This is a genomic window from Pseudoduganella sp. GW821-FHT05F09 (assembly GCF_059419605.1).
On record NZ_JBWKSD010000002.1, the window covers coordinates 289,586 to 308,410 of the forward strand.

General features: G+C 66.1%; 18 protein-coding genes. 14 read left to right on the forward strand and 4 right to left on the reverse strand.

The features are described 5' to 3' along the window. Positions 1 to 5: 5 nt before the first annotated feature. Positions 6 to 497 carry a hypothetical protein gene (locus tag AC07S4_RS06475; RefSeq protein WP_494985854.1) on the reverse strand — a complete coding sequence of 164 codons (492 nt, stop codon included), beginning with the start codon at positions 495 to 497 and terminating at the stop codon, positions 6 to 8. A 2-nt stretch (positions 498 to 499) separates the two neighbouring features. Further along, complete coding sequence (locus AC07S4_RS06480) at positions 500 to 685, reverse strand: hypothetical protein (RefSeq protein ID WP_161072440.1); 186 nt, start codon at positions 683 to 685, stop codon at positions 500 to 502. Positions 686 to 956: 271 nt separating this feature from the next. Here AC07S4_RS06480 and AC07S4_RS06485 point away from each other — a divergent pair, with 271 nt between their 5' ends. The 14 genes from AC07S4_RS06485 to AC07S4_RS06550 all read left to right on the forward strand — a co-directional run bounded on the left by AC07S4_RS06485 (position 957) and on the right by AC07S4_RS06550 (position 16,681). Then, positions 957 to 1,238 carry a hypothetical protein gene (locus AC07S4_RS06485; RefSeq protein ID WP_494985855.1) on the forward strand — a complete coding sequence of 94 codons (282 nt, stop codon included), beginning with the start codon at positions 957 to 959 and terminating at the stop codon, positions 1,236 to 1,238. 178 nt (positions 1,239 to 1,416) lie between these two features. After that, the gene (locus AC07S4_RS06490; protein WP_494985856.1) at positions 1,417 to 2,784 is read left to right on the forward strand and encodes a GIN domain-containing protein; all 1,368 of its coding nucleotides are present in this window, start codon (positions 1,417 to 1,419) and stop codon (positions 2,782 to 2,784) included. Between the two features lie 280 nt (positions 2,785 to 3,064). After that, on the forward strand, positions 3,065 to 3,949 hold the full coding sequence (locus AC07S4_RS06495) for a glucosamine kinase nucleotide-binding domain-containing protein (protein WP_494985857.1): 885 nt from the start codon (positions 3,065 to 3,067) through the stop codon (positions 3,947 to 3,949). 14 nt (positions 3,950 to 3,963) lie between these two features. Continuing rightward, complete coding sequence (locus AC07S4_RS06500; protein WP_161072444.1) at positions 3,964 to 4,698, forward strand: GntR family transcriptional regulator; 735 nt, start codon at positions 3,964 to 3,966, stop codon at positions 4,696 to 4,698. Next, positions 4,695 to 5,810 carry an N-acetylglucosamine-6-phosphate deacetylase gene (gene nagA, locus AC07S4_RS06505; RefSeq protein ID WP_161072445.1) on the forward strand — a complete coding sequence of 372 codons (1,116 nt, stop codon included), beginning with the start codon at positions 4,695 to 4,697 and terminating at the stop codon, positions 5,808 to 5,810. Before AC07S4_RS06500 ends, nagA begins: the two co-directional genes overlap by 4 nt. Further along, entirely contained in the window at positions 5,800 to 6,813 is a 1,014-nt protein-coding gene (locus tag AC07S4_RS06510; protein WP_494985858.1) for an SIS domain-containing protein, read from the forward strand. Before nagA ends, AC07S4_RS06510 begins: the two co-directional genes overlap by 11 nt. A 91-nt stretch (positions 6,814 to 6,904) precedes the next feature. Then, a complete protein-coding gene (locus tag AC07S4_RS06515; protein WP_494985859.1) occupies positions 6,905 to 8,311 on the forward strand; it encodes an ABC transporter substrate-binding protein in 1,407 nt (468 codons plus the stop codon). Next, positions 8,305 to 9,174, forward strand: coding sequence for a carbohydrate ABC transporter permease (locus tag AC07S4_RS06520; RefSeq protein WP_494985860.1), 870 nt, complete (start codon positions 8,305 to 8,307; stop codon positions 9,172 to 9,174). The genes AC07S4_RS06515 and AC07S4_RS06520 overlap by 7 nt, the downstream gene beginning before the upstream one ends. Next, positions 9,171 to 9,980: a carbohydrate ABC transporter permease gene (locus AC07S4_RS06525; protein WP_494985861.1), complete on the forward strand. Its 810-nt coding sequence runs from the start codon at positions 9,171 to 9,173 to the stop codon at positions 9,978 to 9,980. Before AC07S4_RS06520 ends, AC07S4_RS06525 begins: the two co-directional genes overlap by 4 nt. Beyond that, a complete protein-coding gene (nagZ, locus tag AC07S4_RS06530) occupies positions 9,977 to 11,464 on the forward strand; it encodes a beta-N-acetylhexosaminidase (RefSeq protein WP_494985862.1) in 1,488 nt (495 codons plus the stop codon). Before AC07S4_RS06525 ends, nagZ begins: the two co-directional genes overlap by 4 nt. Positions 11,465 to 11,541: 77 nt before the next feature. Next, a complete protein-coding gene (locus AC07S4_RS06535) occupies positions 11,542 to 12,849 on the forward strand; it encodes an MFS transporter (protein WP_494985863.1) in 1,308 nt (435 codons plus the stop codon). 4 nt (positions 12,850 to 12,853) lie between these two features. Continuing rightward, on the forward strand, positions 12,854 to 13,984 hold the full coding sequence (locus AC07S4_RS06540) for an ABC transporter ATP-binding protein (RefSeq protein ID WP_494985864.1): 1,131 nt from the start codon (positions 12,854 to 12,856) through the stop codon (positions 13,982 to 13,984). A 94-nt stretch (positions 13,985 to 14,078) separates the two neighbouring features. Then, a complete protein-coding gene (locus tag AC07S4_RS06545; protein ID WP_494985865.1) occupies positions 14,079 to 15,386 on the forward strand; it encodes a tetratricopeptide repeat protein in 1,308 nt (435 codons plus the stop codon). Between the two features lie 74 nt (positions 15,387 to 15,460). Further along, positions 15,461 to 16,681 (forward strand): hypothetical protein, encoded by a 1,221-nt coding sequence (locus AC07S4_RS06550; RefSeq protein WP_494985866.1) that lies wholly within the window; start codon positions 15,461 to 15,463, stop codon positions 16,679 to 16,681. A 1-nt stretch (position 16,682) separates the two neighbouring features. Here AC07S4_RS06550 and AC07S4_RS06555 read toward each other — a convergent pair whose 3' ends face one another. Continuing rightward, positions 16,683 to 17,798, reverse strand: a complete 1,116-nt coding sequence (locus AC07S4_RS06555; RefSeq protein ID WP_494985867.1) for an acyltransferase family protein — start codon at positions 17,796 to 17,798, stop codon at positions 16,683 to 16,685. Continuing rightward, complete coding sequence (locus AC07S4_RS06560) at positions 17,795 to 18,784, reverse strand: glycoside hydrolase family 18 protein (RefSeq protein WP_494985868.1); 990 nt, start codon at positions 18,782 to 18,784, stop codon at positions 17,795 to 17,797. Before AC07S4_RS06560 ends, AC07S4_RS06555 begins: the two co-directional genes overlap by 4 nt. Between the last annotated feature and the right edge of the window lie 41 nt (positions 18,785 to 18,825).

Below are 18,825 nucleotides of genomic sequence, written 5' to 3' on the forward strand. Positions count from 1 at the left end.
CGCCGTCAGCGCAAGGCGGGCGGCAGCGGCTTGAACTTGGCGCAGTATATCTTCGCCCTGCGGTCGGCATACACGATGCGGCTGCCGGGCTTGGCCTCCCGCACCGGGTAGCGCGAACTGTCAATTTTCGCATACCGCAGCCCATCCTGGGCAATGATGGCTTCCTCCAGCTTTTCCGGCGTGCTTTCAGCCACCGCGCCGACGAAAACCATGGGCCAGCTGTCGTCGCTGACGATCACTTCCACGATCTCGGTGCCCCAAAGCCGGGCGTCCTGGGTGCGGAACCACCAGGCGCCGCCTTCGCGCTTGTAGGGCGGCCCGAAGAACTTGACCATGTAGTCATAGTAAAAGCGGTTGCTGGTTTCGTCGCGGCACAGCAGGCCGCTGCCGATGACCGTGCCAAAGGTGGTGGGCGGCGCGGCCTGCGCGGCTGGGACAGCCAGCAGCAGACTCAACGCCAGTGCGCGCAGTGCGGACGGTGGGGTGCGGGACGGCATTGCTAGATTTTGGACATCCAGGCGCGGTTGGCGCTGATCTTGGCTTTGGCAGCGGCCGGCAGCGCGTCGTAGCAGCCCGGATATTGCTTGAGCGCGCTTTCGCGCACTTCCTTCTGCAAACCGTTAATCAGGAAAACATAGAGGATGCCGCCTTCACTGGTTTTCTTGGTCCCTATGTATTTGATCATGTTATTTCTCCTTCCCGGCTTGGCATTCGCTCGGCCGGCGTCGCTCTGCAGCCATTATGACAGCTATGAGCGTGGCCATCAGCAATTGAGTGGCTATGCCGCTACACAACTTTACGGACTGAAACGGCAAAAGCTGTAGGGTGGCGATTATTGCCCATTGCAAAATTGTGCATTGCGATTATGCGTCTTTTTCTGCGCAATCCCGCTGTATACACTGGCAAGTATCGATGAGGAAACACCCCATCACCCCACTTCCACAAGGAGCAAGACCATGAAATCGCTGAAACTGATCGCCGCCCTGACCGTTCTGGCCACTTCCTCGGCATTCGCATCCGACGCAGCAAAAGCCGACGCCGCCGCTGAAACCGCCGCCCGCCCGGCGCCCGTGCTGATGGCCAGCGCCGCCACCCCGGCCGCCGCCGCCGCCGTGCCTGCCGCGCTGGCGAAAAAGGATGCCGGCCGTTCGCGCGCCGAAGTCCAGCGCGAAGCCGCCGAAGCGATGCGCACCTATGAAAACACGCTGTCCAAGGACCTGAGCTTCTACACCAAATAAGCCGTCCCGGACCCGCCAGGTGGCCCGCTTGCGGGCCGCTTGCATTTCAGCGCCGCTATTTTGCAGTTGATCCCGCGAATTTGCGCTTTCGTCCCTTTCCGCCCACCGTCCAGCGCTTTTTATCTTATTGTTCACACACTTCCCCGCCCCTCCGGGCAACCACCACAGTGAAAACAATATGAATAAGCTGATCAAACAAACAGCCCTGCTTAGCGCCCTCGCCGTGGGCGGCGCCATCGCCCTGCCCGGCCATGCGGACACGCCCGCCGCCAACGCCCACGTGACCGAGGCGCGCCCCGTGGCCGCGTTTACGGCGATCGACCTGGCCGGCCCGTACAACGTGGAAATCAAGGACGACGGCGGCCGCGCGGTGGAAGTGCGCGGCACCCGCAAGCAGCTGGACGGCCTGGAAACCGTGGTGGAGAACGGCACGCTGATCGTGCGCCCAGTCAAGCGCAACGGCTTCTCCTTCCACTTTGGCAAAAGCATGGAGCCAGCCACCGTGCGCATCAGCGCGGCCGGCCTGAAAAGCCTGACCGCCTCCGGCAGCGGCGACGTGCGCGCCGACCAGCTCAAAGGCGCGCAGTTCGCGCTGACCGCCAGCGGCTCCGGCGACGTGGACGCCAGTGGCGCGGTCGGCAGCCTGGTGGTGCGCTCCGGCGGCAGTGGCGACCTGGACATGCGCCACCTGAAAACCGGCAGCATGAAACTGCAGATGAGCGGCTCCGGCGACGTGCAGGCCGGCGCCATCAGCCTGGACCTGAACGCCGAGCTGAGCGGCTCCGGCGACCTGGAAGCGCAGGAACTGCACACCAACACCGTCAACGCGCTGATGCACAGCTCCGGCAGCGTCACGCTGGGCGGCAGCAGCAAGGAAATCCGCGCCGAAATCTCCGGCTCGGGCGACCTGGAAGCGTGTGGCCTGTCGGTGGAAAACGCCAGCGCCATGCTGCGCAGCTCCGGCAACGCCTGCATCGCCGGCAATATCAAGAAATTCGACGCCGAAGTGCACGGCTCCGGCGACCTGAGCGCGCGCGGCTTGGCCAGCAACAATGTGCGGGTGATCCTGGACAGCTCGGGCAATGTGGAACTGTCCGGCAGCAGCAACACGCTGAGCGCGGAAGTGAACGGCTCCGGCGACCTGGACGCCAAGGGCCTGGTGGTGGCGCGCGCCGTCACCCGCAACCGCGGCCCCGGCAATATCTACCTGAAAAAAGTCAGCGACACGCTGGACGCGGAAGTGCGCGGCTCCGGCGAACTGAAAACCACTACCGAATGCCGCGACGTGAAAGTGACCATGAGCGGCCCCGGCCAGGTCCACCTGGACGGCAACACGGCCAACCTGAACGCCCGCCTGACCGGCTCCGGCAACCTGCAGGCGCGCGGCCTGGTGGCCAAGCAGGCCGACGTGGTGGTGCGCGGCCCGGGCAGCGCCTGGGTCAACGTGCAGGGCAAACTGAACGCCGAAGGCAAGCCGTCCAGCGCGGACGGCTCCCGCATGGTGATGATAGACCGCAGCGGGGTACGGCCCAGCCGCGACAATTAACGGTGGTGGCGGGCCTGCGGGTCCGCCCAGCCAGCTTTACCAGAACGCCCGGCCCAGAGCCGGGCGTTCTGCATTTGACCGCCGAAATTGGCATTATTCAAGACCACACTCCCCGCCCGCGCAACAAAATAACTCTGCGTTATAAAACAATAACTTAGGCCGCAATTGTCGCCTTGGAAAGCAAGTCCACTTCACTCAAATACAATACCAGTTAAATACCTGTTGACAAGCTGGTTGGGCAACCATATAGTGCCCCACAGCTCCTCACACAGACATGAACATGATCGAATTCCTAATCGGCGTCGACGGCGGCGGCAGCGGTACCCGGGTGCGTTTAATGCGCAGCAACGGCGCCGCGCTGGGCGAAGGCGACAGCGGCCCTTCCGGCCTGCTGCACGGCATCAAGAACGCCTGGTCCTCGGTGGAGGATGCGGCCGGCAAGGCCTTCAAGGCCAGCGGCCTGGACTACCCGGCGCGCGAACGCATCGCCATCGGCCTCGGCCTGGCGGGCGTGCACAACCGCCAGTGGGCCGCCAACTTCGTGGCCGCCAATCCCGGCTACGCGGCGGTGGCGCTGGAAACCGACGCCTACACCACCGTGCTCGGCGCCCACCAGGGCCAGCCCGGCGCCATCATCGCGCTCGGCACCGGCAGCGTGGGCGAGATCCTGCTGGCCGACGGCAGCCGCAAGGAAGTGGGCGGCTGGGGCTTCCCGGCCGGCGACGAAGCCGGCGGCGCCTGGATAGGACTGCGCGCCATCAACCATATCCAGCAGGTGATAGACGGCCGCGCCGAAGGCGGCGCCTTCGCGGCGTCCGTCATCAACGCCTGCGGCGGCGAACGCAACGCCATCCAGGTGTGGCTGGCCAACGCCACCCAAACCCACTATGCCCACCTGGCCCGCATCGTGCTGCAGCATGCCGACACGGACGAAGTGGCGCGCGCCATCCTGCTCGAAGCGGGCCGCCAGGTGGCCCTGATCGCGCACGCGCTGGACGCCGGCGGCAAGCTGCCGATCGCGCTGTGCGGCGGGCTGGGCGAGCCGCTGCGCAGCTACCTGCCGTCCGAGCTGCTGCGCCGCATCGTCGCGCCGCAGGGCGATTCCGCCGCCGGGGCGCTGCGGCTGATCCAGCAGCATCTGCAGCAAAACCAACCCAAATCCTGAACAGGGGAGCAGCCGTGTTAGACCAGTTGAGCGACTTCAGGCCGGACCACGAAAGCGACACGCCGCTATACATGCAGCTGGCGAACAAGCTGTCCGACGGCATCGCCAGCGGCGACTGGCGCGCCAACGAAGCGCTGCCGTCCGAGCGCGTGCTGTCCGACATGCTGGACATCTCGCGCGTCACGGCGCGCAAGGCCATCGACATGCTGTGCGACCGCGGCATGCTGACCCGCAAGCGCGGCTCCGGCACCTACATCACGCCCAAGCTGGAACAGCCGCTGTCGCGCCTGACCAGCTTCTCCGAGGAGCTGCGCCAGCGCGGCTTCACGGCCGGTTCGCGCTGGCTGCAGCGCGAGATCGGCGTGGCCGCGCCGCTGGAACTGCTGTCGCTGGGGCTGTCGCCCAATATGCCGGTGGCCCGCCTCAAGCGCCTGCGCACGGCGGACGACGTGGTGATGGCGATCGAAACCACCACCATCCCGGCCGCCTACATGCCCAACCCGCACAGCGTGACCGGTTCGCTGTACGGCTTTTTGGAAGCCAACGGCACGGTGCCGATGCGCGCGCTGCAGCACATCCGCGCGGTCAACGCCACCACAGAACAAGCCAAGCTGGCCAATATCCAGCCTGGCGTAGCCATGCTGCACATTACACGCGTGAGTTATTTGGAAAACGGCGCAGCGGTGGAGCTTACGCACTCCTACTGCCGCAGCGATTATTATGAATTTGTAGCGGAGTCGCGCAGATGAGCGATGTAACGATCCAAGGCAATATCCTGACCCCGGCCGGCTGGCTGAGCGGCGCAATCTCGTTCGGCGAACGCATCGCCGGCATACAAGGCGCAGCGGCCGACCCGCAGCTGAACGGCGACGATTACATCATCCCCGGCTTCATCGACCTGCACGTGCACGGCGGCGCCGGCAAGGACGTGATGGAAGGCGGCGACGCGGTGCACGCCATCGCCCGCATCCACGCGCGGCACGGCACCACCAGCATGCTGGCCACCACCATGACCGCGCCGCCGGAAGACATCGACCTGGCGCTCACGGCGATCGGCAAAGCCGTGCGCCAGCGCGGCAAGAACGAAGCGCGCGTGCTGGGCGCCCACCTCGAAGGCCCCTACATCAACTCCGGCAAGCTCGGTGCGCAGCCCAACTTCGCGCGCGCCGCCACCCTGGCCGAAGTACAGCGCCTGGAAACCATGGCGCCGCTGCGCGTGATCACCGTGGCGCCCGAAATCGCCGGCCACCTCGGCCTGGTGCGCGAACTGGCCGACGAAGGCATGCGCGTGCAGATCGGCCACACGCTGGGTTCCTATGAAGACGGCGTGGCCGCCCTCGAGCACGGCGCGGCCGGCTTCACGCACCTGTTCAACGCCATGAGCGGCCTGCACCACCGCGAGCCCGGCATGGTGGGCGCCGCGCTGGCGCACGCCGAATACGCCGAACTGATACCGGACCTGCTGCACGTGCACCCGGGCGCCATCAAGACCGCGCTGCGCGCCATTCCGCGCCTGTACTGCGTGACCGACTCCACCGCCGCCACCGGCATGCCGGACGGCGAATACATGCTGGGCCGGCACACCGTGCACAAGTGCATGGGCGGCGTGCGCCTGCCCGACGGCACGCTGGCCGGCAGCACCCTCACACTGGACCAGGCGCTGCGCAACCTGGTCGGACTCGGACTGGACCTGGCGGACGCCTCGGCCCGCGTCTCAACCCATGCTGCCGACTACCTCGGCCTGCAAGAACGCGGCCGCCTGGTGGCTGGCGCGTATGCCGATCTGGTGGTGCTGGATCGGGATCTCAAACTCAAAGCCGTATATATCGAAGGAGAACGTTGTGACCTCAATGATGCTTAAAGAAGCCCTGTCCGCCGCAGAATGCGTCGCGCTGCAACTGGCGAACGACGCTGACCGCTACGCGGAGCTGGGACGCAAATTGAGGAGCACGCCCTTCTCGACCGCGCTGACCGTGGCGCGCGGCAGCTCCGACCACGCCTGCAACTACATCGCCTACCTGATCATGGCGCGCCTGGGCCGCGTGGTGGCCTCGCTGCCGATGTCGCTGGTCACGCTGCACAAATCGCCGCTGATCACGCGCGACACGCTCACCATCGCCGTATCGCAATCGGGCCAGAGCCCGGACGTGGTCGAACCGATCCGCTACTTCCGCGACGGCGGCGCCACCACCGTGGCGCTGGTGAACGACATCGACTCGCCGCTGGCGCAGGCGGCCGAATGGTCCATGCCGCTGCGCGCAGGCAAAGAGCAAAGCGTGGCCGCCACCAAGAGCTTCATCACCTCGCTGGTGGCCGGTGCGCGCCTGGTGGCGCAATGGCAGAACGACCCCGAGCTGCTGGCCGGCCTGCAGGCGCTGCCCGAATCGCTGCTGAAGGCCACCGAAGCCGACTGGTCGCCCGCGCTGGACGTGCTGGCCCCGGCCAAGAACATCATGGTGGTGGGACGCGGCATCAGCTTCCCGGTTGCGCTGGAGTCCGCGCTGAAGTTCAAGGAAACCTCGGCGCTGCAAGCCGAAGCGTTCAGCGGCGCCGAAATCAAGCATGGCCCGATGGCGCTGATCGAAGAAGGCTACCCGCTGCTGATCTTCGCAACGCGCGGCCCGACGCAAGCAGGCCTGCTGGCCCTGGCCGACGAAATGCGCGGCCGCGGCGCGCGCGTGCTGCTGGCAGCGCCGGACGACGTGGCCCAGCGCGACCTGACGTTGCCGGTCGCCGCCACGCCGGACCTGGACCCCATCGTCGCCATCCAGGCCTTCTACGTGATGGCAGCCAAGCTGTCCGCCGCGCGCGGCCTGGACCCGGACCGTCCGCGACACCTGAGCAAAGTCACCAAGACCAACTAAGCCTAAGTGCCGGCGGGTTACGGCTCCGCCTAACCCGCCCTACGCGGCTCGCGGGACAGGAGCATCGTAACCCGCCATCCCTGGACCATCGATGAAAATCAAATTACTGCTGACAGCATTGATGGCCCTGGGCGCGGCAACGTTGGCGGCCGCTGCGCCGCCGGTCCAGAAGATCGAATTCTGGACCTTCAGCATGAAGCCCAAATTCACGCCCTACTTCGAAGGCCTGGCGCGCAGCTACGAAGCAGCGCACCCCGGCATCAAGATCGAATGGGTGGACTTCCCCTGGGACATCATCCAGACCAAGCTGGTGACGCGCATCGTGGCAGGCACGCCGCCTGCGCTGGTCAACCTGAACGTGCCATGGGCCGACGAATTCGCGCGCGACGGCCTGCTCACGCCGGTGGACGAACTGCTGCAAGGCGCGCGCCAGCGCTACCTCGCCAGCACGCTGGAAGACCTCACCTTCGGCGGCAAGACCTACGGCTTCCCGATGTACAGCAACGTCGCCGTCATCAGCTACAACACCGACATCTTCAAGGCCGCCGGCCTGACGCGCGCGCCGAACAGCCTGGACGAACAGCTGGCCTTTGCGCGCCAGATCGCGCAGCGCACCGGCAAGGCCGGGCTGTGCCCCGCGCTGTCCAAGATCGACGGCCTGATGATGCAGCAAGGCCTGCCCGTCATCAAGGACGGCCGCGCCGCGTTCAACTCGCCGGCGCACGTGGCGCTGGTGGCCAAGCTGGCGGCCACGTACAAGGCGGGCGGCCTGCTGAAAGACAGCCTGTTCGCCGAGGACAATTTCCCCGCCGCGATTGACGCCTACAAAGGCGGCCGCCTCGGCATGCTGCTCGCGCCGCCGACGGCGGTGAAGCGCATCGAGACGGACGCAAAGGACATCTACGCCAAGACCGGCGTGGCGCCCGCGCCGCTTGGACCGACCGGCATCGCAGACGGCGGCTGGCTGGTGCACTTCGCCGTGCCGGCCGGCGTGGACAAAAAACTGCTGCCGCAGATAGGCGAGTTCGCGCGCTACCTGACCAACGACGCGAACCAGCTGGCGTTCGCCAAGCAGGCCAGCGTCTACCCCGCCGCCGCCGAAGCGGCGCGCGACCCGTTCTTCCTGGCCGTACCGCCGGGCGCCGGCGCCGCCGAAAAAGCCGTCAGCGCCGGCGCCGTCTCGATGCCGCACTCCCACACGCTATACGTCTCCGGCGTGACCGACTACGACGAGCTGCGCCGCTCGCTAGTGAAAGCCGTCGAAGCCGGCGTCACCGGCCGCCAGGACATCCAGCAAGCCCTCGACGCCGCCGCCGCCATCTGGAACAAAAAGCTCGCCCGCCAAAGCAAGCTGAGCCGCATTCAGGGTCAGACCCCGATTGCGGCTCAGCTTGCCAGTTCGCAGCCGGCGCTGATGCCACTTAGCGGACCGAGCCGCATTTGGGGTCAGACCCCGAATGCGGCTCAGGCTGGCTGGGGTGCGGGGGGGATATGGTGAGCGGGCGCCGTACTGCGCTGGCGGCGTGGCTGTTCCTGGCGCCGGCGCTGGTTTTGCTGGCAGCGTTTTCGTTCTGGCCCGTGGGCTTCGGCTCTTATCTGGCCTTTACCGATTACAGCCTGATCCGCCCGACCTCGTTGGTTGGGCTGGATAATTTCCGCTATATCTTCGATAACGAGATGTTCGTCACCGGCCTGAAAAACTCGCTGGTGTTCCTGCTCATGGTGCCCTTCGTGCAGATCGGCGCGCTCGGCCTGGCGGTGCTGGTCAACAACCGCCTGCCCGGCATCCGCCTCTTCCGCGCGGCCTTCTATGTGCCCGTCGTGACCACCGTGTCCGTGGTCGGCATCATGTGGGGCTTTATGTTCCACGAGCAGGGCGCGCTCAACTACGTGCTGATGGCGCTGCGCTTCGTGGATGCGCCCGTCGGCTGGCTGTCGAACGATACCCTGGCCCTGTTCTGCATCATGTTCGTCACCCTGTGGCGCGGCCTGGGCTGGTATATGGTGATGTATCTGGCCGCCTTGCAGGCCGTCCCGGCCGAGATGCAGGAGGCCGCCATCCTCGACGGCGCCAGCCGCTGGCAGCGCTTCTGGAAAATCACCGTACCCATGCTGCATCCCACCATCATGGTCTGCACCATCCTGTCCGTGCTGGCCGCGCTAAAGGCCTACCAGGAAGTGGACGTGCTCACGCAAGGCGGCCCGATGAACTCCACCTTCACCGCGCTGTACTACTCCTATGACCAGGGCCTGAAGCACCTGAAGCTGCCGCGCGCGCTGGCCGCCAGCTTCGTGGTGTCCGTGTTCTGCGTCGGCATCGCGATGCTGTGCCTGCGCTACCTGAAGCCGAGGCAGAAATGAAAACGCGCACCGTCCTGCATTACGCCGTGCTGTGCGCCATCGCGCTGGTGTGCGTGTTCCCCTTCTGGTGGACGGTGGTCACGGCGCTGTCCACCGAGGGCAATATCTTCGCCTTCCCGCCCACCTTCTGGCCCAAGTCCCCTTCGCTGGAGAACTTCGAGGAGGCGTTCCGCGTCATCCCCTTCCTGGCCTTCTTCAAGAATTCGGTCCTGATCGCGGCCTTCACCGTGTTCTGGAAACTGGCGCTGTGCTCCATGGCGGCCTATCCGCTGGCGCGCATGCATTTCAGGGGCCGCCGCCTGGTGTTCGGCCTGATCCTCGCCACGCTGGTGCTGCCGTCCGAGGTGAACTTCCTGGTCAACTTCATCACCGTCACGAAACTGAGCCTGGTCGATACCTACGCCGGCGTGATCCTGCCCAACGTCGTGACAGCGGTCGCCATCCTGCTGCTCAAACAGGCCTTCGAGGAGGTGCCGCAGGACCTGATCGACGCCGCCCGCGTCGATGGCGCATCCGAGTGGATCATCTTCACCCGCATCATGCTGCCGCTGATCGCGCCCTGGCTGGCCACGGTCGGCATCCTGACGGCGGTGGAGGCATGGAATGAATACATCTGGCCATCCATCGTGATGAGCAAGCCGGACGAGTTCCCGCTGTCGGTGGGCGTGCTGTATTTGCGCGGCACCTTCGGCAGCAGCACCCGCGTGATCGCCGCTGGCACGGTGCTCACCATCCTGCCCACGCTGGCAGCCTTCCTTTTCACTCAACGATATTTCATGCGCGGCATGGACGGAGCAGTCAAATGAATCACCAGGAATTACGCAAAATCGCCGGTCAACTCATCATGATACGCTTCCCCGGCACCGTGCTGGACGCGGACACCGCCGATTTCATCCGCACCAACAGCATACGCGGCGTGTGCCTGTTCCGCGGGAATATGACGGACTCCGTCCAGCTGGCCAAGCTCACCGCCGACCTGCGCGCCGTCATGGGGCCGGACGCGCTGATCGCCATCGACCAGGAAGGCGGCGCCGTGGTGCGCTCGACCTGGGTGCCGGCGCCGCCTGCGGCCATGGGCCTGGGCGCGGCCGACGACACGGACCTGGCCTACCGCACCGGCGCCGCCGTGGCGCGCGCGGTCAAGTCGCTGGGCTTCAACTGGAACTTCGCGCCGGTGCTGGACCTGAACAACAATCCGCACAACCCGGTGATCGCCGAGCGCTCCTTCGGCGCCGAGCCGCAGCGCGCCGCCGAACTGGCCATGGCCTGGATGGCGGGCAGCCATGCGGAAGGCGTTGCCTGCTGCGTCAAGCACTTCCCCGGCCACGGCGATACCCACGTCGATTCGCACCGCGACCTGCCCACCGTGGACAAGCCCTTGTCCGAGCTGGAGAACTTCGAGTTCAAGCCCTTCCAGCTGGCCGCCCCGCAGGCGCCGGCCATGATGACGGCGCACATCGTCTACCCGGCCATCGATGCCGACAATCCCGCCACCATGTCGCCCGCCATCCTGGACGGCCTGCTGCGCAAGCAGTGGAACTACCGTGGCGTGATCATCACCGACGGCATGGACATGCACGCCATCGCAGGCCGCTACGGCGTGGGCAACGCCGCCGTGCGCGCGCTGGTGGCCGGCGCGGACATGGTGATGGCGCTGGGCACCCCGGAAACGCAGGACGAAACGCTGAACGCCATCGCCGCCGCGCTGGCCGACGGTTCGCTGGCGCAGTCCGCCGTGGACGAGCGCCTGGCGCGCCTGGCCGCGCTGGCGCAAGCCTATCCCTGCGCGCCGCGCGCCTATACGGAAGACGCGGCCGACCGCGTGGTGATGGCCGAAGGGTGGCGCCGCAGCCTGAGCGCGCGCGGCAATCCGCAGCGCCCGGCCGCCGGCGCCAAGGTGCGCCTGGTGGCGCGCCAGGACGTGGTCAGCGACGGCGTGTCCGAAGCGGGCGTGCCGGCCGCCGTGGTGGCAGCCACGCTGGGCAAGCTGTACGACGTGGAGCTGGTCACCTATTCGGACGCCGACGCCTTCGACTGGTCCGCCCTGCCGCAGGATGGCCGCTACACCATGCTGGCCTCCACCTCGCGCCTGCGCTACGGCGCCAAGCCGCGCGCGACCTGGAAGCCGGACCTGCACCTGGCGCTGTGGAATCCCTACCAGGCGCTGGACATCGACGCGGCCGCGCTGATGACCTACGGCTTTGCCGCGCCCGCGCTGGAAGCGGTCAACGCCTGGCTGTCCGGCGAACTCGAAGCGCAGGGCCGCTGCCCGGTGCCCGGCTTCGCTTGACACTGCAACGGCGGGTTGGCGCGAAGCGCGTAACCCGCCAAACCGCTGCAACAAATATAACAACAGGACGACACACCATGGAAAAACCCGCCATCCGCAGCCCGCTAGCCTGGGTCCCCACGCTGTACTTCGCGCAGGGCCTGCCCTTCTTCGCCGTCGCGCTGATCGCCAGCCTGATGCTGAAGTCCATGGGCGTGCCGAACGACGACATCGCGCATTGGACCGCCTACATCGGCTTCGCCTGGGTGTTCAAGCCGCTGTGGAGTCCCTTCCTGGAACTGGCCAGCAGCAAGAAGGTCGTGGTGGTCGGCTTCCAATTGGCCGGCGGCGTGTGCCTGGGCCTGGTGGCGCTGGCGCTGCAGCTGCCGTTCTGGCTGTCCGCCTGCGTGGCGGTGCTGGCCCTGGTGGCGATCTGCTCGGCCACCCACGATATCGCCTGCGACGGCCTGTACATCGCCAGCCTGAGTGAAAAGCAGCAGGCCGGATACGCCGGCTGGCAGGGCGCCTTCTTCAACGCCGGCCGCTTCATCTCGCTGGGCGGCCTGGTGATCCTGGCCGGCTACCTGGAGAAATCGCAGGGCGTGGTGCCCGCCTGGACCATCATCTTCTGCATCCTGGCCGCCACCATGATCGCGCTCGGCCTGTACCACAGCTGGGCGCTGCCGCCGGCCAAGAACGTGCTCGCGCCGGACACCACGGCGGCCGGCATCGCCAGCACGCTGAAGGACGTCATCATCGACTACGTCAACAAGCCCGGCATCTGGGTCTCCATCCTGTTCATCATCCTGTTCCGCGCCGGCGAAGCGCAGATCCAGACCATAGGCCCGCTGTTCCTGCGCGAGGCGCGCAACCTGGGCGGCCTGGGGCTGAGCACCTCCGAAGTGGGCGCCGTGTACGGCACCACCGGCACCATCGCCTTCATCGTCGGCTCCATCGCGGGCGGCTATTTCACCTCCTGGCTCAGCCTCAAGCGCGCCATCCTGTGGCTGATCTTGGCGGTCAACCTGCCGAATATGGCGTTCTACTTCCTGTCCGCCTACCAGCCCACCGACCTCGCCGTGATCGGCGTGGCGCTGAGCGCCGAGATGTTCGGCTACGGCTTCGGCTTCGTCGGCATCATCCTGTACATGATGCAGGTGGTCGCGCCGGGCAAATACCAGACCGCGCACTACGCCTTCTCCACCGGCGTGATGCAGCTCGGCTTCGTGCTGTTCAAGTACGTCAGCGGCACTATCCAGCTGGCGCTCGGCTACCAGAAATTCTTCATCTGGGTACTGCTCTCGGCCATCCCGGCGGCCGTGCTGTCGCAGCTGATACCGATGGCCTCGCGCGCCGGCAAAACCGAAGCAGCGGCGCCGGCGCAAGAGCCGGCCGCCGCGAGCTAAGCCCATGTCCAGTGTCAGCCTGAAAAGCGTCGTCAAGCACTACGACGCCAAGCAGCCCGTCATCCACGGCGTGGACCTGGACATCGCCGACGGCGAGTTCGTGGTCTTCGTCGGGCCGTCCGGCTGCGGCAAGTCCACCCTGCTGCGCATGATAGCGGGCCTGGAAAGCATCAGCGGCGGCGAGCTGCGCATCGGCGAGCGCGTGGCCAACGACGTGGCGCCGGCCGAACGCGGCATCGCCATGGTGTTCCAGTCCTATGCGCTGTATCCGCACATGACGGTGTACGAGAACATGGCCTTCGCCCTCAAGCTGGCGGGCCACAAGCCGGCCGAGGTGCAGCAGATGGTGGAACGCGCCGCCGCCATCCTGCAGCTCACGCCCCTGCTCAAGCGCAAGCCGAAGGAGCTGTCCGGCGGCCAGCGCCAGCGCGTGGCGATAGGCCGCGCCATCGTGCGCAAGCCGCAGGTGTTCCTGTTCGACGAGCCGCTGTCCAATCTGGACGCCAGCCTGCGCGTGCAGATGCGGGTGGAAATCAGCCGCCTGCACCAGGAGCTGAAAACCACCATGATCTACGTGACGCACGACCAGGTGGAAGCGATGACGCTGGGCCAGCGCATCGTGGTGTTCAACGGCGGGCGCATCGAGCAGGTGGGCACGCCGCTGGAGCTGTACAACAACCCGGCCAATCTGTTCGTGGCGGGCTTCCTCGGCTCGCCGAAGATGAATTTCATCCCCGGCGAAGTGCTGGCGGCCGCGCCGCACTACGTGGCGGTGCGGCTGGCCGGCGGCGCCATCGTGGAAGTGGCGGCGCAGGGCGGCGACGCCCTGCGCGGCGATGCCGTCACCATCGGCATCCGCGCCGAGCACGTGGCGCTGCGCCGGGCCGCGGTGCTGGAAGACCAGCTGCTGCCGCCGGAGGACAACCTGGTGGACGCCACCGTGGGCCACGTCGAAAACCTGGGCGACCTGTCGATCGTCTACGCGGCCCTGCCGGGCGTGGCGGACATGGCGGCCGTCAAGCAGCCCGCCGACGGCATGCGGGCCGCCCCCGGCGCTGCGGTGCGCCTGCACCTGCCTGCCGCGCGCTGCATGCTGTTCAACGCGGAAGGCCTGGCCTACCCCCGCGCCGTGTAACAGCGGTTACAATTCACGCACTTTTGAAACCCGGCGCCTATCCCGATTTATGGGAGAATACGCGTTTGTCTCTATTTAGATTGAAGGATTATCCATGTCCAAGTTTCGTTTCGCACGTACCAGCCTGATCGTGGCCGCACTCGGCCTGAACTTCGCACCGGCCCTGATGGCCGGCGTGCACGCCGCTGAAAAAGCCGCGCCCGCACCGGAAGCACCGAAGCCCGACACCGTGCGTCCTGAACTGTTCAAACTGATGGACCCGGCCCAGATCAAGGATCTGATGACCGCCAAGAACTACGCCGAAGTCCAGAACCGCATCACCCAGGCCGAAGCGCTGCCCAACCTGACCCCATACGAAGTGTTCGTGCTGAACCGCATGAAAGTGTCGCTGGGTTCGGTCACCGCCAACAACGCCATGACCATCCAGGGCCTGGAAGCGGTATTGGCCTCGGGCAAGCTGCCGGCAGCCGACCAGGGCGACTTCATCCAGGCGCTGGGCAATCTGTACTACAACGGCAAGGACTATCCGAAAGCCATCACCACCTTCAACAAGTACGCCGAAGTCACCGGCGACAGCGTCAAGCTGCGTCCTTACGTGCTGCGCGCCTACTACTTCAACAACGACTTCGCCACCGCCAAGGCCGAACTGCTGAAGGACCTGGACGCCAACACCAAGGCCGGCAAAGCGCCGTCGCTGGAAGAGCTGCAGCTGCTGGCCAACACCGGCGCCAAGTCCAAGGACACCGCCACCTACCTGGTCGCCGTCGAGAAGCTGGTGCAGTACTACCCGACCGACGACTACTGGATCGACCTGCTGAGCCGCACCCAGGGCAAGGCTACCTACTCGACCCGCTTCGCGCTGGACATCTACCGCCTGGAAAAGGCCGCCGTCTCGAAGATGTCGCAGGAAGACTATATGGAAATGGCTGAACTGGCGCTGCTGGCCGGCCAGCCGATCGAAGCCAAGAAAGCCATGGACGCGGGCTACGCAGCCGGCGTGCTGGGCGTGGGCGGCAATGCGGACAAGCACAAGAAGATCAAGGCGCAGGCCGACAAGCAGGCTGCGGACGACGTGAAAAACATCGCCAGCGGCGAAGCCTCGGCCAAGAAATCGAAAGACGGCACCGGCCTGGTCAACCTGGGCTACGCCTACGTCACGCTGGAACAGTTCGACAAAGGTATCGACCTGATCCAGCAAGGCATCGCCAAGGGCGGCCTGAAGAACGCCGACGACGCCAAGCTGCGCCTGGGCTACTCCTACGCCATGGCCGGTAAGAAAGAAGACGCCGTCAAAGTGCTGGAAACCGTGCAAGGCGCCGACGGCCGCGCCGACCTGGCCCGCTACTGGATCCTGTGGGTCAACCGTCCAGCCGCTGGCGCAGCTGCCGCCGCCGCAAAATAACTAAGTTGCTCCACCGCTAAATGGGGTCAGGGTTAATTATTTAATTAACCCTGACCCCTTTTTTCTTTCTATCAATGCCACGCCTCCTCAGTCTTGACGCTTTCCGCGGCTTCGTCATCCTGGCCATGATCTGGGTGAACTATGTCGCCGGCATGCCGGGCATTCCGTTTTGGCTGGAGCATTCCAGCGCCAGGGCGGACGGCATTACTTTGCCGGACCTGGTGTTTCCCGCTTTCCTGTTTATCGTGGGCATCGCCATTCCGCTGGCGCTGAACCGGGAGCAGGGGCGCTTCAGCGCGGCGCTGGCGGGACGCTTGCTGTGGCGCGCGGGCAGCCTGATGGTGGCGGGCGTGGTGCTGGCCAATGCCTATCGCTACGATGCCTCCGCCGCGCTGCTGCCGCGCGCCGCCTACTTTCTGCTGTTTTACGTGGCCATGATACTGCTGTGGCGCCAGGCCGCGCAGCGCGGCGCGGCCTTCTGGGCCGGGCTGGCGCTGATGCTGTTCCTGCTGGCGTCCTTCCGGGGCGAGCTGAACGCGGAGTTCAGCAGCGTCTACCTGCAGCATACATGGTGGGGCATCCTGGGCATGATAGGCTGGGCTTATCTGCTTTGCAGCGTGGTTTATGTGGCCGTCGACGGCAAGCCGCTGCTGCTGTTGGCGGCCATGGTGCTGCTGGTCGTGCTGTACTTGGCCGGCACTGCAGGCGTGCTGCCGCTGCCGCAGGCGCTGAATGATTTCGTCAATGTGCCGCAGGTACTGGGTTCCACGTCGGCCAATGTGCTGGCGGGGACGCTGGCGGGAACGCTGTTCCTGCGCCGTGCGCCGCAAGGCGATGCCGGCGCTGCCCCGGCCGCCGCCGCGCAGCTGCCGCCGGCTGCGCTGCACCGCCGCCGCATCGTGCTGATGGCCTGCTTTGCCATGGCGCTGTTCGGCGCGGGCATGCTGCTGCGCCCTCTGCACGGCATCAACAAGATCCAGGCAACCGAGTCGTACACGCTGGTGTGTTCCGGGCTGGTGCTGGCGCTGTTCCTGCTGTTCTATGTGCTGATCGACGTGCTGCAGTGGCGCGCATGGAGCGCGCTGCTGATGCCGGCCGGCGCGAATGCGCTGTTCGCCTATATCGCGCCGGACCTGTGGGAACAACTGGCGGCGCTGCTGCACTTGCCGCGCTTCTGGTGGCCTTTCCTCGAATCGGGCGGCGTTCCCGGTCTGCTGAACGCCGCCGCGATGACCATGGCCATGATGGGACTGACGGCGCTGGCCAACCGCTCCGGCTTGCGCCTCAAGTTCTGAGCTAGACCTTGACGTAGATCCTGCGGCGGTCCATCGCGTAGCCCACCGCCCAGCAGGCCAGCATGAAGCTCACAGCAAACAGCAGCGACGCCGCCTTGGGCGGCGCCAGGGACTGGAAGGTGTGCGCATAGAGCCAGTCGTAGCCGTTGCCCTTGCCTGCCTGCGTCTTCACCAAAACCACCACCGCCAGCTCGGACAGCAAATAGATGAACAAGGTGTTCTTGCCGAATACTTCGAAGAAGTAGGTCCAGCCGCGCCGGCCGCGCATCTCGATCACGTAGATCAGCAGCGGCAGCACCAGCAGGTCCAGGCCTATCGTGTACAGCACGTAGGAGCTGGTCCACAGCTTCTTGTTGATGGGGAAAACAAGGTCCCAGCACAGCGCCGCGCCTGCGCACGCCACGCCCGCCATCATCAGCCTGGCCAGCGTTTCGTAGCTGGCGCCCTTGGCCAGTATCAGCCTGCCCGCGAAGTAGCCCGCGATGACGTTGACGGTCGCGGGAATCGTGCCCAGCATGCCTTCCGGGTCGAACGGCAGTCCTTCGCCGTGGTACAGGTGGCGCTCGCCCAGCAGCCACAGGTCGAACTTCGCGGGCGCGTTGCCGGTGAGCGTGTAGTCGCCGCACAGCGCCAGCACCAGCCAGTAGCCGAGCAGCGCCAGCACGCTGTAGGCCAGTGCGCCCTTCTCTTTCCAGAAATGCAGGATCAGCGTGGCCAGGCCGAAGCACAGGGCGATGCGCTGCAGCACGCCGGGAATGCGCGTGCCGGACAGCGGAATCAGGCCCCAGTTGCCCGCGCCGTCCACCGCCACGAAGGGGAACCAGAACAGCAGGAAGCCGAGCAGGAAGATGATGGCGCTGCGCTTGCCCACCTTGGCCAGCACCGCGCCGTTGCCCATCCGCGCGTACTTGGGCAGCGCGAAACTGAGCGCATTGCCGACCACGAACAGGAAAGTGGGGAAGACCCAGTCCGTGGGCGTGAAGCCGTGCCATTGTGCGTGCAGCAGCGGCGCGAACACGGTGTTCCAGTCGCCCGGCGTGTTCACGATGATCATCAGCGCGACGGTCAGGCCGCGCAGCACGTCCAGCGACAGGTAGCGGTTTGCCGTTCCGCTCACTTGCCGGCCTCCAGCGCGCGCGCGTAGGCGCCGGGCGGTATGCCGGGCATGCCGCTGCAGGCGGCGTCCGCGCCCTTCACCTCGGTGCGGCACGGCCTGTCGCGGTCCACCGACCAGAAATGCAGCCCGGCCAGCTTCAGCTTGCGCGCGCCGCGCGCCATCGCCTCCATGTCGGCCATGGTGAAGACGTTTTCCACCACGTCGTTCACGCCTATCATGGCGGTCAGTTCGATCTGGCTGTACGGCAGCTTGTACTTCTCATGCACATTGCGCGCGGCCTGCAGCGCCGAGGCGCCCATGTCGCAGCGGCCCTTGCGCACGACGCACACGTCTTTCGCGGCAGGGCCGTAGTCCATCACCATGATGTTCAGCGCATAGTCTTTCAGGCCGCTGCGGCGCACCGCGTCCAGCACGGTCTCCGCCATCTCGTTCAGGCTGCGGCGGCTGCCGTCCGACGCGGCATGCGTGGCGACGGTAAAGCTGAAGCGCAGCTGCGGGCGCCGCGCCTGCGCCGCCGCGATGCGCTGCACCAGCGAGTCCACCTGCGCCCTGGTCTGCCCCGCTTCGATATCGAAATCAATGCCGATCAGCTGCGGTGATTCGTAGCGCTTGATGAAACGCTCCATGCCTTCGTCACTGCCGCAGGTGAACACATTGCCCTGCCCGCCGGTGGAAATGATGTAGTCCACGCCGGCCGCTGCGAAAGCGGATACGTTCGCGTCCGCCACCGCCTGCGCCGGCTGGCCGCCCCAGTTCTCCTCGCCGCACTCCCCGCTGGCGAAGGCCCAGGTCAGCGTCTGCTTGCTGTGGCCTATGTAGGGCACGCGCTTGCCGTCCGGCGCCACGGTGATGACGTTGCTGGCGGGGTCGTTGTGCATCGCCAGGTGCTTGTAGGGGCTGTAGACCACGCGCGGCGAAGGCTCAGCCGCCTGCGCGGAACCGAGCAGCGCGCCCGCCAGCAGCGCCGTTTTAGTCAGAAAATGCATTCCTGCTCCAATAAGAAAAAAAGCAGGGCCTCCGAAGAAGC